This window comes from Kribbella sp. NPDC048837 (genome assembly GCF_055586945.1).
Genome location: NZ_JBVJHF010000004.1, coordinates 426,802 through 441,619, shown reverse-complemented (window position 1 = coordinate 441,619; position 14,818 = coordinate 426,802). Strand labels below are relative to the sequence as shown.

At 69.8% G+C, this 14,818-nt stretch carries 16 protein-coding genes; 13 read left to right on the top strand and 3 right to left on the bottom strand.

From position 1 onward, the window contains the following. Nucleotides 1-7: 7 nt before the first annotated feature. Entirely contained in the window at nt 8-784 is a 777-nt protein-coding gene (locus tag ACZ6O0_RS22220) for an META domain-containing protein (protein ID WP_465766859.1), read from the bottom strand. A 280-nt stretch (nt 785-1,064) separates the two neighbouring features. Here ACZ6O0_RS22220 and ACZ6O0_RS22215 point away from each other — a divergent pair, with 280 nt between their 5' ends. The 10 genes from ACZ6O0_RS22215 (at nt 1,065) to ACZ6O0_RS22170 (ending at nt 9,603) form a co-directional block, all read left to right on the top strand. Further along, entirely contained in the window at nt 1,065-2,282 is a 1,218-nt protein-coding gene (locus ACZ6O0_RS22215) for a GH12 family glycosyl hydrolase domain-containing protein (RefSeq protein WP_465766858.1), read from the top strand. An 85-nt stretch (nt 2,283-2,367) separates the two neighbouring features. Continuing rightward, a complete protein-coding gene (locus tag ACZ6O0_RS22210) occupies nt 2,368-3,009 on the top strand; it encodes an HAD family hydrolase (protein ID WP_465766857.1) in 642 nt (213 codons plus the stop codon). 15 nt (nt 3,010-3,024) lie between these two features. Further along, complete coding sequence (gene alr, locus ACZ6O0_RS22205; RefSeq protein WP_465766856.1) at nt 3,025-4,194, top strand: alanine racemase; 1,170 nt, start codon at nt 3,025-3,027, stop codon at nt 4,192-4,194. A gap of 7 nt (nt 4,195-4,201) precedes the next feature. Further along, nucleotides 4,202-5,317, top strand: coding sequence for an alpha/beta fold hydrolase (locus ACZ6O0_RS22200; protein ID WP_465766855.1), 1,116 nt, complete (start codon nt 4,202-4,204; stop codon nt 5,315-5,317). Continuing rightward, entirely contained in the window at nt 5,314-6,240 is a 927-nt protein-coding gene (gene tsaE / locus ACZ6O0_RS22195) for a tRNA (adenosine(37)-N6)-threonylcarbamoyltransferase complex ATPase subunit type 1 TsaE (protein ID WP_465766854.1), read from the top strand. Before ACZ6O0_RS22200 ends, tsaE begins: the two co-directional genes overlap by 4 nt. A 1-nt stretch (nt 6,241) precedes the next feature. Further along, nucleotides 6,242-6,910 (top strand): tRNA (adenosine(37)-N6)-threonylcarbamoyltransferase complex dimerization subunit type 1 TsaB, encoded by a 669-nt coding sequence (tsaB, locus tag ACZ6O0_RS22190; protein WP_465766853.1) that lies wholly within the window; start codon nt 6,242-6,244, stop codon nt 6,908-6,910. Beyond that, nucleotides 6,907-7,356 carry a GNAT family N-acetyltransferase gene (locus tag ACZ6O0_RS22185; protein ID WP_465766852.1) on the top strand — a complete coding sequence of 150 codons (450 nt, stop codon included), beginning with the start codon at nt 6,907-6,909 and terminating at the stop codon, nt 7,354-7,356. Before tsaB ends, ACZ6O0_RS22185 begins: the two co-directional genes overlap by 4 nt. Further along, nucleotides 7,353-8,405 (top strand): tRNA (adenosine(37)-N6)-threonylcarbamoyltransferase complex transferase subunit TsaD, encoded by a 1,053-nt coding sequence (gene tsaD / locus ACZ6O0_RS22180; protein ID WP_465766851.1) that lies wholly within the window; start codon nt 7,353-7,355, stop codon nt 8,403-8,405. Before ACZ6O0_RS22185 ends, tsaD begins: the two co-directional genes overlap by 4 nt. Continuing rightward, nucleotides 8,402-8,848 (top strand): GNAT family N-acetyltransferase, encoded by a 447-nt coding sequence (locus tag ACZ6O0_RS22175; RefSeq protein ID WP_465766850.1) that lies wholly within the window; start codon nt 8,402-8,404, stop codon nt 8,846-8,848. Before tsaD ends, ACZ6O0_RS22175 begins: the two co-directional genes overlap by 4 nt. Beyond that, entirely contained in the window at nt 8,845-9,603 is a 759-nt protein-coding gene (locus ACZ6O0_RS22170) for a dienelactone hydrolase family protein (protein WP_465766849.1), read from the top strand. Before ACZ6O0_RS22175 ends, ACZ6O0_RS22170 begins: the two co-directional genes overlap by 4 nt. A gap of 311 nt (nt 9,604-9,914) precedes the next feature. On the opposite strand, the gene ACZ6O0_RS22165 is transcribed toward ACZ6O0_RS22170, so the two are convergent. After that, complete coding sequence (locus ACZ6O0_RS22165) at nt 9,915-11,069, bottom strand: class I SAM-dependent methyltransferase (protein ID WP_465766848.1); 1,155 nt, start codon at nt 11,067-11,069, stop codon at nt 9,915-9,917. 9 nt (nt 11,070-11,078) lie between these two features. Further along, nucleotides 11,079-11,681 (bottom strand): peptidoglycan-binding domain-containing protein, encoded by a 603-nt coding sequence (locus ACZ6O0_RS22160; RefSeq protein WP_465766847.1) that lies wholly within the window; start codon nt 11,679-11,681, stop codon nt 11,079-11,081. A gap of 298 nt (nt 11,682-11,979) precedes the next feature. Here ACZ6O0_RS22160 and groES point away from each other — a divergent pair, with 298 nt between their 5' ends. The 3 genes from groES (at nt 11,980) to ACZ6O0_RS22145 (ending at nt 14,754) form a co-directional block, all read left to right on the top strand. Further along, nucleotides 11,980-12,276, top strand: coding sequence for a co-chaperone GroES (gene groES, locus ACZ6O0_RS22155; RefSeq protein WP_130384566.1), 297 nt, complete (start codon nt 11,980-11,982; stop codon nt 12,274-12,276). Between the two features lie 160 nt (nt 12,277-12,436). Then, nucleotides 12,437-14,056: a chaperonin GroEL gene (gene groL / locus ACZ6O0_RS22150; RefSeq protein ID WP_465766846.1), complete on the top strand. Its 1,620-nt coding sequence runs from the start codon at nt 12,437-12,439 to the stop codon at nt 14,054-14,056. A gap of 212 nt (nt 14,057-14,268) precedes the next feature. Continuing rightward, nucleotides 14,269-14,754: a GNAT family N-acetyltransferase gene (locus ACZ6O0_RS22145; protein WP_465766845.1), complete on the top strand. Its 486-nt coding sequence runs from the start codon at nt 14,269-14,271 to the stop codon at nt 14,752-14,754. Nucleotides 14,755-14,818: the final 64 nt, after the last annotated feature.

The window sequence follows — 14,818 nt, the reverse complement described above, 5'->3', positions numbered from 1 at the left end:
CGGTAGTTCAGCGGGTGGTCGTGAAGTCGAGGCCGCCGGTTGAGGTTCGCAGCTTCAGCCGGTTGGCCTCGATCTCGTAGCCGACCTCGCCCTTCAGGCCGTGGAGGACGGTGGTCTCGAGGGTCGCGGCGTCACCGGCACAGGCCCGCCGGGTGGTGGCCAGTTCGCCGAAGGTGAGCTTGCCGGTGCCGCGGGCAACCATGCCCTGGAAGTCGTTGCAGCCGGTCGATCCGGTGACACGCTCGCCGTTGAGCGTCATCCAGACCTTCTCCGACCCGGCGTAGTTCGTCGCGGCCTCGCCGGTGATCACCGTCTCCAAGGTCCACTTGGCGCCGTCGAGCGCGACATCCGGCTCCGCGGTCTCGCGGTCGACCAGCGAGATCGTCGTACCGCCGGCGGTGACGTCGAGCTTGCTGCCGTCGAGCTTCCAGGTCGGCGTGCTGCTGAGGATGTTCGCCAGCCAGGAGTCCTGACCCTGCTGCGGACCGGGGCAGGCCATCATGGTCATCGCCAGCCCGCCGTCGAGCGTCAGCTTGCCGTTGCCGGTCGACACCTTCGACTGCATCGAGTTGCAGCCGGCGTCCGCGATCAGGCGGCCGTCGTCGGTGAACTCCAGCCGGACCCGCGTGTTCGGCGCGAGTTCCTTGGGCGTTCCGTTCTCGGTGACAGCGGTGGACAGGTACGAGTTGCCGGTCAGTGACGCACCTGCTCCGGAGTCGTTCCCGCAGGCGGTCAGAGCCAGCAGCAAACCGGCTCCGGCGAGGGCGATCGTCCGCGTTTTCACACCCTAAGGATGCCGTCGGGACGCTCCGCGTTGCAGTGTGAAGGGTTCGTTAAGTCGGGCCCCCGGGTTGGCGGCCGAGATCACGGTTCGATAACGTCACCGGCGTACGCGAGAGCGAACGAGAAGGACAGGACCGGTTCGCCGGTCTGCCCGGATCGGCCCGGCGTCTCGGGGACGCCGGCTGAACTTGGCCTCACTGGGGACCAAACGAACAGTTGTTGGGTCACACTGAAGTTCTGGGGCAACAGGTGGCCCGTCGAGCAGACGAGGAATGTTTCGCATGCCCCCCACCCGAACTGCCCGGAGCCGCAAGCTCGTCCCAGCGGTCATCCTTGCCGTCGGTGCACTCATCGCCGTCCCGGTCGTGGTGCACGCCGCCAAGGATTCCCCTGTAGCGACCGCGAGCGCCGCGGACAGCGCGGTTTTCGATTCTCCGAGTGTCGGTCGCGTCGAAAGTTGTGTCCTGGACGCCTACTCCAGCTGCACCGTGGTGCACGGATTCGGCAAGAAGCCGGTCGCCATCACCGCGACCGCGTCCGGACCCGCGATCCTGTCGATCGACCCGTCCAAGACCACCGATCAGAGTTACCGGCTGCGCGCGCTCCGTTACGACGGCCAGAAGTACCGCGCCGGCACCAAGCTGAACTACACCGCGCACTACGACTTCGTCGCCGCGCCGGCCCAGCCGACGACTCCGGCGCCGACCTCGACGGCGACCCCCACCACGCCGCCGACGTCCAGCACCCCGGCGCCGACCCAGACGCCGACGACGACCACGACGCCGACCAAGCCGCCGACGTCGACTCCGACGACCACCACCCCGTCCACGACGACCCCCACGTCGACGGGCAGCCCGAGCGCGACCTGCACCAACCCGTCGTTCGTCACCACCTCGACGAACAACCAGGGTGACGGCCGGACGTTCGGTGCGTACTACGTCCACAACAACATGTGGAACAACGACAACGGCACGTACACGCTGAGCGCCTGCAACTACAACAACTGGTTCCTCGACGTCACCCAGCCGCTGCCGGGTGACAAGGGCGTCCAGGCGTACCCGAACGTGCACAAGGACTACAACGACGTCGCGCTGTCGAAGATCCAGTCGGCCAAGTTCGCGGCGACCACGCCGGCCAACTGCCCGGCCTGCATCTACAACGTCGCCTTCGACGCCTGGATCGGCGACGGCCTGAACAACGAGCTGATGATCTGGACCGACAACAAGGGCCAGGTCCCGGCCGGCCGCAAGGTGGGCACCGTGACCTTCGGCGGCTTCACGTACGACGTCTGGCACGAGAGCGGCTACACCGCCTACGTGTCGCAGGTGACGCAGAAGTCCGGCACGATGCCGCTGGCCAGCTTCTTCAACGACATGATCAGCCGTGGCTGGGCCCCGAAGGCCACCACCTGGCAGGTCGACTTCGGCGTCGAGGTGGTGTCCACCGGCAACACCAAGCAGCGCTTCAACTTCACCGACTTCTCCATCCAGGAGAACTGACCCCCGCGCTCTCGCGCACCCCGCGGCCACCGCGACGCTCCCCACGTCGCGGTGGCCGCTCAGGTTTCCGCTTAGGGTTTCCGTCGTGACCGGACTCGTGATCTTCGACAACGACGGCGTACTGGTGGACTCCGAGCGGCTGGCCAACACGATCCTGGCCGAGCTGCTCACCGAGGCCGGGCTGCCCTACAGCTTCGAGGACACCGTGCGTGACTTCATGGGCGGCAGCATGGCGTCGATGCGGCTCAAGGCCGAGGCGCAGCTGGGGCATCCGTTGCCGGCCGACCTGGAGGATCGCTACCACCAGCGGCTGTTCGACGGATTCGCGCACCTGCGGGCGATCGAGGGCGTCGAGGCTGTCCTCGATCACCTCCGGGCGCGCGGTGTCACCTACTGCCTGGCCTCGTCCGGCACCCACCGCAGGATTCGTACGGCGCTCACCGCGGTCGGGTTCCTGGACCGCTTCGAGGGCCGGATCTTCAGCGCCGAGGACGTTGCCCACGGCAAGCCCGCACCCGATCTGTTCCTGCACGCGGCCGCGTCGATGGGCGTGAAACCGGCCGACTGCGTGGTCGTCGAGGACAGCCCGCTCGGCGTCGCTGCGGCGGTCGCGGCCGGCATGAAGGTCTTCGGGTACGCCGGGATGACGGACCCCGCGAAGCTCGCCGCCGCGGACGCGGTTTTCCACGACATGACCGCCCTGGCGGAACTGCTCGACGGGGCCTGAGACACTGGAGGGGCTATGTCTACCCTCCAGTCACCTAGCAGCTCACGCGGCGGCGACCGCCCGGTCCGCGCCGAGGCGGTCGTCGATCTGGCCGCGATCCGCCACAACGTGGTCACGCTGCGTGCCCGCGCCGAGGGCGCGCAGCTGATGACCGTGGTCAAGGCCGACGGCTACGGGCACGGGATGGTCCCGGTCGCCCGGGCCGCCCGCGAGGCCGGTGCCGACTGGATCGGTGCCGCGGTGCTCGAGGAGGCGCTCGCGCTCCGCGACGCCGGCGACACCGGACCGATCTTCTGCTGGCTGACCACCCCCGGCGAGCCGCTGTCCGACGCGATTGCCGCCGGCATCGACCTGTCCGCCGGTGCGCCGTGGGAGATCGATGAGCTGGTGGCAGGCGTCGAGGACCGGCCGGCCCGCGTTCACCTGAAGATCGACACCGGGATGAGCCGGGGCGGCGCCGTGCCCGAGGAGTGGCCGGCACTGATCCGGTCCGCCGCGCAGGCACAGGCGGCCGGCCGGATCGAGATCAAGGGCATCTGGTCGCACCTGGCGTCGTCGGACGAGCCGAAGAGCCCGGCGAACGAGGCCCAGCTCGCCACCTTCACCGAGGCGATCGAGCTCGCCGAGTCGTTCGGTATCGACGCCGAGTTCAAGCACCTGGCGAACTCGGGTGCCACGCTGGCGTTGCCGGAGACCCACTTCAACCTGGTCCGTCCGGGCGTCGCGACGTACGGGCTCTCGCCGTTCGGGCACGCGTTGCCGTCGGACGAGCTGGGGTTGCGGCCGGCGATGACGCTGACGGCGCGGCTCGCGATGGTGAAGCGGGTCCCGGCCGGTGCGGGCGTCTCGTACGGCCTGACCTGGACCGCTCCCCGACCGTCGACGCTGGGGCTGATCCCGCTCGGGTACGGCGACGGCCTGCCGCGGCACGCGTCCAACGGAGCCCCGGTCCGCGTCGGCGGCGAACGCCGTACGATCGTCGGCCGGATCTGCATGGACCAGTGCGTGGTCAACCTCGAGGACGACGAGGCGGCCGCGGGCGACGAGGTCGTGCTGTTCGGCCCGGGCACGGCCGGTGAGCCGACCGCGGACGACTGGGCCGACGCCGCCGGGACCATCAACTACGAGATCGTCACCCGCCTGGGCGCCCGGATCCCGCGCAGGTACGTCGACAGCGAAAGGTAGACCGGGGATGTCCAAAGCAGGGCGGACTGCCGGTCTGATCGGCGCCGCGGTCGGAGTGCTCGCCGCGGGAGCGGCGGCCGGGGTCGCGGTCGAGCGGCAGGTGATCGGCCGCCGGTCGGGCCAGCGCAAACAGCTGGAGGCCGAGCCGTTCGGTTCACTCCGCGGTACCCCGCACGTGTTCACCGCCGAGGACGGCGTCGAGCTGTACGTCGAGGTGGACGAGCTGAAGCGCTCCCGCCGGCCCGAGCCGCCGAAGCGCCGGTTCAGCCGCAAGTTGCCACTCCCGCCGGAAGACCTGACCGTGATCTTCGCGCACGGGTACGGGCTGAACATGGACGCCTGGCACTTCGAGCGCCGCGACCTGGCCGGTATCGGCACGATGGTGTTCTACGACCAGCGCTCGCACGGCCGGTCCGGCCGGTCGCCGAAGTCGGGCGTCAGCATCGAACAGCTCGGCCGCGACCTCTACGGGATCCTCGAGGAGTTCGCGCCGACCGGCCCGGTCATCCTGATCGGCCACTCGATGGGCGGCATGACGATCATGTCGCTGGCCGAGCAGCATCCCGAACTCTTTGGCGACCGGGTCATCGGCGTCGGCCTGTGCTCGACCAGCGCGGGCGGGCTCGACAACGTCCCGATCGTGTTCCCCGGCCGGGTCGGCATGCTGGCCCGGGCGCTCGCCACCCCGACGGTCGCGGCGCTGGCCCGGATCCCGGAGGTGGTCGAGCGCAGCCGCAAGGCCGGGACCGACATCAGCTACCTGCTGACCCGGAAGTACTCGTTCGGCTCCGAGGTGCCGCCGGCGTTCACCGAGTTCGTCAACGAGATGATCGCGGCCACGCCGATCGAGGTGATCGCGGAGTTCTACCCGATCTTCGCGCTGCACGACAAGTTCGAGGCACTGGAGCCGCTGCAGAAGGTCGAGTGCGTGGTGATCGGCGGGGACAAGGATCATCTGACGCCGTTCGACCACGCCGAGGAGATCGTCCGCCGGGTGCCCGGGGCGGAGCTGGTCGAGGTGCGGAACTGCGGTCACCTGGGCCTGATCGAGCACCACCGTGAGTTCACGGCCGCGCTCCTTGGCATGATCGAGCGAGCCGAACAATCGCTAGGACAGACATGACCGACCTGCACGTCGTCGACGCCACCTCAGAACATGTCGCCGAGATCGTGGCGGTGATCCACCACGCGTTCTCCGCCCGCCGGGCGCTCGACCCGCCGGCCACCGCGCTGTCCGAGAACGCGACGACGGTGGCCGCCGCCATCGCGGAGCACGGCGGACTGCTCGTGCTGATCGACGGTGCGCCGGCCGGTGCACTGCTGTTCAAGCAGACCGGTGACCTCCTCACTCTGCGCTGCGTCTCGGTGGACCCGCGCCATCAGGGCCGCGGAGTGGCATCGGCGATGGTGGGTTGCGCCGAGGAGGCCGCCGTACGCCGTGGGCTCAGCCGGGTGAATCTGATCGCCCGGGTCGAACTGCCGGACACCGTGGAGTTCTGGCGGCGGCGTGGGTACTCGATCGTCGAGCAGCAGGACCACAACCTGATCTTCGCCAAGGCGATGCCGATCGAGCTGACCGTGCCGACGGCCGAGGACATGCAGGCGATCGGCGAGGAGCTCGCCGGGCAGCTCAGGGCCGGCGACGTTCTCGTACTGTCCGGTGACCTGGGTGCGGGGAAGACGACGTTCACGCAAGGGCTCGGCGTCGGGCTGAAGGTGCGCGGTGCGATCACGTCGCCGACGTTCGTGATCTCGCGGGTACACCCGTCGCTGGCCGGCGGTCCGGCGTTGGTGCACGTGGACGCTTATCGGCTGGGCGGGTTCGCCGAGCTGGACGACCTCGACCTCGACGCGAGTCTGGAGGACGCGGTCACGGTGGTCGAGTGGGGGCACGGGCTGGCCGAGGCGCTGGCGCCGGACCGGCTGGACATCGTGGTGACCCGCGGCGACGACGACACGGACGAGACGCGTGAACTGCGGATCACGCCGGTGGGACCGCGGTGGGCGGCATCCGGCGTACGGGTGTCTGTACTGGAGAAGAACTGACATGTTGCTGGCCTTTGACACCTCGAGCGCTGCTGTCACGGTTGCCCTCGCGGATGCCGTGAGCGGCGAGATCGTCGCGTCGTCGACCACCGTGGACGCCTTGCGGCACGGGGAGTTGCTCGCGCCCGCGATCGCGGACGCGTTGGAGACCGCCGGGATCACGCCGCGCGACCTGACCCGGATCGCGGTCGGCGTCGGACCAGGTCCGTTCACCGGGCTGCGGGTCGGGCTGGTGACCGCGCGGACGATGGCCGATGTCCTCGGGATCGAGGTCGCCGGGGTCTGCAGCCTGGACCTGCTGGCGCGGCAGTCGTCGTTGACGTTGCCGGTGGCCGTCGCGACCGACGCGCGGCGCAAGGAGATCTACTGGGCCGTGTACGACGGTCCGGCCGCGGACGGGAGCCGTCGCCGGTTGGAAGGTCCGGCGGTGGATCGTCCGGCCGACGTCGCGCATGTGCTCTCGGGTTTGCCGGTGATCGGCCGCGGGGCTGTGCTCTACGCCGAGGCTCTCGGCTTGGATGCTGTGGCCGTCGCCGAGTACCCGTCGGCCGAGGTGCTGGCGCACGGTGTGGCGACCGGAACGCTGGAGGTCGTCGCGCCCGAGCCGCTGTACCTGCGCCGTCCGGACGTGACGATGTCGGCCGGACCCAAGAGCGTGCTGCCGAAGTGAGACCCGCCATTCGGCCGGCCGGCGCGGACGACCTGCCGGCGCTGGTCGCGCTGGACGAGGTGTGCTTCGGCCCGTCGGCGTGGAGTACGGTCGCGTGGGCGACCGAGTTCGACCGGCGGTCCGAGGACCGGGTGATCCTGGTCGCGGACGAGGGCTCGGTGGTCGGGTACGTCGTGCTCCTGGTGCCGCCGGTCGAGGTGGACGTGGTGGAGCTGCTGCGGATCGCGGTGACGCCGGCGGAGCGCCGGACCGGGATCGGCGGACAGCTGATGACGGCGGCGCTGGCCCGGTGCGCCGGCCGGACGGTGTTACTGGAAGTTGCTGCGGGCAACGAGTCGGCCGTGCTGCTGTACGGCGGCTTCGGGTTCGAGGAGATCAGCCGGCGACGTGGGTACTACGCCGGTGGCGAGGATGCGGTGATCATGCGGTGGCGGGAGGAACTGTGAGCGTGGAACCCCTGATCTTGGGGATCGAGACGTCGTGCGACGAGACCGGGGTCGGGATCGTCCGCGGGCAGACACTGCTCGCCGACGCGATCGCGTCCAGTGTCGAGGAGCACGCGCGGTTCGGCGGCGTCGTACCGGAGGTGGCCAGCCGGGCGCACCTGGAGGCGATGGTCCCGACCATCCGCCGCGCGTGCGAGACGGCCGGGATCAAGCCGGCCGACGTCGACGCGGTCGCGGTGACCAGCGGTCCCGGTCTCGCCGGCGCGCTGCTGGTCGGAGTCGCCGCGGCCAAAGGGCTGGCGCTGTCACTCGGCAAGCCTTTGTACGGCGTGAACCACCTGGCGGCGCACGTCGCCGTCGACACGTTGGAGCACGGCGACCTGCCGAAGGGCTGCGTCGCGATGCTTGTGTCCGGCGGGCACTCGTCGCTGCTCGCGGTCGAGGACATCACCGACGGCGTCGTACCGATGGGGAGCACCATCGACGACGCCGCGGGGGAGGCCTTCGACAAGGTCGCGCGCGTGCTGGGGCTGCCGTTCCCGGGCGGTCCCTATGTCGACAAAGCGGCGCGCGACGGTGGGGACCGGCTGTATGTGACGTTCCCCCGCGGGCTGACCTCGCAACGGGACCTCGAGCGGCACCGGTTCGACTTCTCGTTCTCCGGATTGAAGACGGCCGTGGCGCGCTGGGTCGAGGCCCGGCGTCGCGATGGCGAGGACGTGCCGGTCAACCACGTCGCCGCGGCGTTCCAGGAGGCGGTGTGTGACGTGCTGACCCGCAAGGCGATCGACGCGTGCAAGGACCGCGGGTTCGAGCACCTGCTCATCGGTGGTGGCGTCGCGGCGAACTCCCGGCTCCGCGCGATGGCGGAAGAACGCTGCACCGCGGCCGGTATCGCCGTACGTGTGCCGCGGCCGGGGTTGTGCACGGACAACGGCGCGATGGTCGCGGCCCTCGGTTCGGAGCTCGTCCGGGCCGGGAAGGCGCCGTCGCCGCTGGGGTTGCCGGCCGATTCGTCGATGCCGATCACGGAGGTGCTGAACAAGTGAGGTGGAATCGCAACGGGTTCGAGGCCGACGACGACGCCGCCCGCGTCGACGTCGACGTGGTGCACGGCTTCCTGAGTACGTCGTACTGGGCGCCGGGCATCCCGCGTGAGGTGGTGGCGCGGTCGATCGAGGGGTCGCTGAACATGGGGGTCTACGACGCCGATGGTGCGATGGTGGCGTTCGCCCGGATGGTGACCGACCGGGCGACCTTCGCGTGGCTCGCGGACGTGTTCGTCGTACCCGAGCGGCGTGGGCACGGGCTGGGGAAGTTCGTCGTGTCGACCTTGATCGATCATCCCGAGCTGGCCGGCGTACGTCGCCTGATGCTGGCGACCGCGGACGCCCACGAGCTCTACCGCAGCTACGGCTTCACCGAGCTCCCCGACCCCGATCGCATGATGATCATCCGCCGCGACCCCGCCGACATCTACAACCGGCCATGACCATGCCCGGCGCTGCGCGGCGGCCCGGGGTCGATCTGGTGTGGCATCCGGCGGGGGCGACGGATCTGGTCCTGCTCGCCCACGGCGGGTCGGAGCATTCCTCGGGTGACCCGCACCTGTGGCGTGCTCCCATCCTCCGCATGTGGCCGTTCGCGGAAGCCGCCCGCGCGGCCGTCCCGCACGCGGCGGTGGGCCTGGTGCGGTATCGCTTCCGCGGCTGGAACGGCGACGCCGCGGACTCCGCGGCCGATCTCCGTGCCGTCCTCGACGAACTCCCCGCGGTGATCCGCCGGGTCGTCCTGATCGGGCACTCGATGGGCGGCCGCGCAGTTGTTGCCGCGGGCAATCACCCTCGGGTGGCCGGCGTCCTCGCGCTGGCGCCCTGGCTTCCCGACGGCGAACCACTGACCGCACTGCGCCCGCCGGTCACGTTCGCCCACGGCACCCTCGACACCATCACCGACCCCCGCGCCACCACCGCCTACGCCAATCGCCTCCGCGCCGCCGGCACCCCGGTCACCGTCTACGCGGTTGAGGCGGAGACCCACGGCATGCTCCACCGCCCCACCGACTGGAACACCCTGGTAGCCACCTTCACCACCAACGCTTTAGCGCCCGACCGCGAGCCAAAGAGCGAAGCTGAAAGCGAGCCGTTGCAGCACTTCGGTCAACCGTCCTCGGTGGCCGCGGCGGTCTGGTCGATCGCGGTGGCTCGCCTCCGCCTGCCGGTGCTCGAGCGCTTCCAGGTCAGCTGAACCGCACTGCAGTGCGGGGAAGGCACGGCAGTGGCAGAGGCCTGGGATTGTGTACGCCGCTCGATCCCCAGGCGAACGGTCAGCGGCCAACCGGTTCTGCTCACCACCCTGCCCAACCCAGGTGAACACCCGACTGCACCCGTGTAACGCTCTGGCGACGCATGACTCCTCAATCGCACGTCGAGCCTTAGTGGCGGGCCCCCGGAGAGTGCGGCAGCGGACGCAGCACCTCGCCCACCGGCAGGTCACCCGGGGACCCGCACGCGAGGTCGATCATATGTTCGAATAGACGCAGAACGCAAGTCGGCATCTCACGGCACGACGCGGCGGCAAGAGTACGCGACCGCGTCCCGCCCGACGCGCGTGATGATGAGCGTGGCGGCGGCCGGACCCTTGGGTGCGAGCTTCTTACGCAGCTGCGCCGGGTCCACCTCAACCCCACGCTTCTTGATCTCCAGCGTCCCGATGCCCTGCGTACGAACCCAGGAGCGCAACGCCTTCTCCTTGTACGCCAGCTCCTCCACCACCTCGTACGCCGACGCCAGCGGGGTCGGCACGAGCTTGGAAGCAGTCACATACGCGATCCGCGGATCCAGTAACCACCCATCGACCGCAGCCGCCACGGCGGTCACCAATCCGGCGCGCACCACGGCCCCATCGGGCTCGTAGATGTACTGACCCACCGGACCGCTCTCAACCTCTGGTGCGTCCGTGACGCTGGCCCCACCAGGCAGCAGCGTCGCCCGCCGCGCCACGCCCGTGTACAAGGCGCCTGACCACAACGCCGCCTCCTTCACCTCACCGGCGTCGCTGATCCACTCCGCCTCGACCCCCTCGGGTACGGCGTCGTGCGGGATCCCCGGTGCGACCTTCACGCACGCAGTCCGCCGCAGCAGCTCCGTGACAAAGGACCACGGCGGCGAATAGGCGTTGTGGTCGAACACTCGCCGCCCATCGGCCCGCCGCGCCGGGTCGGCGAACACCACGTCGTACGGCGTGAGGTCGGTGGACTCGGCGTCGCCCACCAAGACCTCACCGGGCAGCTCGAGCGCGGCCAGGTTGGCGCGGGCCGTGGCCGCCGTCTCCGGATCACGTTCGACGCCAGTGACTCGGAGTCCGGCCCGGGCCGCGCTGATCAGGTCACCTCCGATGCCACAGCCCAGGTCGACCACACTGGCCCTCGGAACGGCGGATGCGATGCGTGCGGCTCGGTGTGAGCCGACTGTGGTCCGGGTGGCCTGCTCGAGGCCGTCCGGGGTGAAGTACATCCGCGGAGCGTCCGCACCGAACTTGGCGACGGCTCGATGGCGCAGTGAGGCTTGAGTGACAGCGGCAGTCACGAGGGTTGCGTCGTGCTGTCGCCGGAGCTTCTCCACGAGCTGCAGCTCGCCGCCGGGGTGGTAGTCCGCGCAGGCGGCGGCCAGTACCTCAGCCCCGGGGCCGTCCAGCAAAGCCGTGACTGTCACCCGGCAACTCTAGAGGGGGCTCGAGCAGCCCTTGCTCCAGCTGTTGGTGGCGGAGGAGTAGAGGCGCCAGTTCATGGCGGAGCGGGTCTGCGGGCCGTAGATGCCGTCGGCCACGAGCTTGTGCTTGCGCTGGACCGCCTTGACCACCGCACGCGTGTTGCTGCCGTAGATGCCGTCGACGGCGAGCTTGGACCCGTAGCAGAAGTTGAGGTTGCGCTGGAGGACCCGGATGGCGGTGTCGGGGTCGCCGTACCGGGTGGAGCCGCGGTGCGGGTCGTCGCCGTACATGAGGTTGCAGGTCGTGCTGGTGCTGCCGTAGATCGAGGGCATCGGGATGCCCCAGCTGCGGTTCACCGGTACGAGCCGGGCCGAACGGCACTGCGGGAGGGCGGCCGCCGCCTTGGTCTCGGCGTCCGCGGAGGTGCGGGCGGCATCCCCGCCCTGGTCCGTGCCGGCCTGTGGCGCCGGTCCTGCCGCGGGAGCTTGGGCACTCGTGGGCTGGTCCTTCGAAGCGCCGGCCGCGACGACGCCGACGGCGAGGGCGCCGACCGCGGCCAGAACCGCGACGGTGCGCCCGGACAGCTTGGGCAGCGACGGGAAGCTGATGGCCATGGCCTCTCCTCGGGGGCGGCGCACCGTTCTGAGAAGTACGGTCGCACGCCGACCCCTGTTCGGCCCAGCGTTTCAGGCACTTTCCGTGCCCGGTCGATCACAGCTCAGCCGGCGACTTGATGTCTCACGCTGAGAAGGGCCTGGCACTCGAGTTGACCGAGTGCTAATCGCGGCCTAGATTCGGTGTTGGCACTCTCCACCCGAGGGTGCCAGCGGTCCGGCCTCTGACCCCCGCGACGGCAGGGGAGCGCGACCACCCTGAACTGCAGACAAGCAAATCGACCGTGGAGGTCAGCAAGTGTCGGTCACGATCAAGCCGCTCGAGGACCGCGTCCTCGTCGCGCCGCTCGAAGCCGAGCAGACCACGAAGTCCGGCCTGGTGATCCCGGACACCGCCAAGGAGAAGCCCCAGGAGGGCGAGATCCTCGCCGTCGGCCCGGGCCGGATCGACGACAACGGCAACCGCGTCCCGCTGGACGTCGCCGTCGGTGACAAGGTCATCTACTCCAAGTACGGCGGCACCGAGGTCAAGTACGACGGCCAGGACTACCTGATCCTGGGCGCCCGCGACATCCTCGCAGTCGTCAGCAAGTGACGACCGCTCGCTGTTCCTGACCGACACCGCCCTGGTGCCTCCCGGCGCCGGGGCGGAGTCGGTCTGGCGCCCGACCGGGGTGGTGGGGCGGGGGAGTTGGACACAGCGCTCGGTACCTGCTGTTACGAAAGAGCGAAATCAGAGAGGGACTGGATTTTTCATGCCGAAGATCCTCGAGTTCGACGAGAACGCTCGGCGCGCGCTGGAGCGCGGCGTCGACAAGCTCGCGAACACGGTGAAGGTGACGCTGGGGCCGAAGGGCCGTTACGTCGTCCTGGACAAGAAGTGGGGCGCCCCGACCATCACCAACGACGGTGTCACCGTCGCCCGTGAGGTCGAGCTGGACGACCCGTTCGAGAACCTTGGTGCGCAGCTCGCCAAGGAGGTCGCCACCAAGACCAACGACATCGCCGGTGACGGCACCACCACCGCGACGGTGCTGGCGCAGGCGCTGGTGCACGAGGGCCTGCGGGCCGTCGCGGCCGGGGTCAACCCGATGGGCCTGAAGCGCGGTATCGAGGCGGCCGTCGAGGCCGTGTCGGCGCGGCTGGTCGAGACCGCGCGGCCGGTGGACGACAAGGGCGACATGGCCCACGTCGCCACCATCTCCGCCCGGGACGCCGAGATCGGCACCCTGATCGCGGACGCGTTCGACAAGGTCGGCAAGGACGGTGTGATCACCGTCGAGGAGTCGAACACCTTCGGGACCGAGCTCGAGTTCACCGAGGGTATGCAGTTCGACAAGGGCTACATCTCGCCGTACTTCATCACCGACGCCGAGGCCGGCGAAGCGGTGCTGGAGGACCCGTACATCCTGATCCACCAGGGCAAGATCTCCGCGATCGCGGACCTGCTGCCGCTGCTGGAGAAGGTCGTGCAGTCCGGCAAGGCGCTGCTGATCATCGCCGAGGACGTCGAGGCCGAGGCCCTGTCCACCCTCGTGGTGAACAAGATCCGCGGCAACTTCACCTCCGTGGCCGTCAAGGCGCCGGGCTTCGGTGACCGCCGCAAGGCGATGCTGGAGGACCTGGCCGTGCTGACCGGCGCGCAGGTCGTCGCCCCCGAGGTCGGCCTCAAGCTGGACCAGGTCGGGCTCGAGGTGCTCGGTTCGGCCCGCCGGATCGTGGTCTCCAAGGACAACACCACCGTGGTCGAGGGCGCCGGCAAGTCCGACGACATCGACGGCCGGGTGAACCAGATCAAGGCCGAGATCGAGCGCACCGACTCCGACTGGGACCGCGAGAAGCTGCAGGAGCGGCTGGCCAAGCTGGCCGGCGGCGTCTGCGTCATCAAGGTCGGCGCGGCCACCGAGGTCGAGCTGAAGGAGAAGAAGCACCGGATCGAGGACGCGGTGTCCGCGACCCGGGCCGCGATCGAGGAGGGCATCGTCGCCGGTGGCGGCTCCGCTCTCGTGCACGCGGCCACCGTGCTGGACAACGGCCTGGACCTGGAGGGTGACGAGCTCGCCGGGGTCCGGATCGTCCGCAAGTCCATCGTCGAGCCGCTGCGCTGGATCGCCGAGAACGGCGGTTACGAGGGCTACGTCGTGACGGCGAAGGTCGCGGAGCTGGAGGTCGGCAGCGGCTTCAACGCCGCCACCGGTGAGTACGGCGACCTGCTCGCGCAGGGCGTCCTGGACCCGGTCAAGGTGACCCGGTCCGCGCTCGCCAACGCCGGCTCGATCGCCGCGCTGCTACTGACCACCGAGACCCTGGTGGTCGACAAGCCCGAGGACGAGGAGCCCGCCGCAGCCGGTCACGGCCACGGCCACGGTCACTGATCCCCAGGCAGTAGAACAAGCAATACACAGCACCGCCCGCCAGGTCCTCGGACCTGGCGGGCGGTGTTCTGTTGCGCCGGACCTGCGGTCCAGGGGAGGGGTCGGGGCGCCGCCCCGCCCAGCGGGCGGGCCCGGGGTGCCCCCGCCCACCGCACGGGCAGGGGTGTCGCCCGCCCGGTGGGCGGGTGGTGTGGGTCTGGTGGGATGGGGGTGTGGCTGAGATTCGGGAGCGGGCTGACGGCGACCTGGGTGTCTGTGTGGGGATTCTGCGGGATGTGCATGAGGTGGCGGGGTATCCGATCAACTGGCCTGCGGATGCTCGGCGGTGGTTGACGCCGGGGGACGGGCTCGGGTGCTGGGTGGCTGTCGACGGCGAGCGGGTCGTGGGGCACGTGGCGCTGACCGCGAACGACGCCGGCGGGGCGTCCGTGGAGCGGCTGTTCGTTGATCCGAAGGCGACCCGGGCGGGGATCGGACGGCAGTTGCTCGACCACTGCGTGCGGACGGCCGCGAAGCTGGGGCGGAAGCTGTCGCTGGAGGTTGTGGACAACCGGGGTGCGGCAGTGACCCTGTACCGTAGGGCCGGCTGGCAGGAGACTCGTCGTACGCCGATCGACTGGGGCGGCGACCTGGCCTCCGAGCTCATCCACTTCGACGCCCCCGCGAAAACCATACGGGCGAGTAGTGACAGATCGTGATCAGAATCTGATCATGCTCACGAATTGCCACTAGGCAAGCAGAGGTGAGAGCCGTACCATCTTT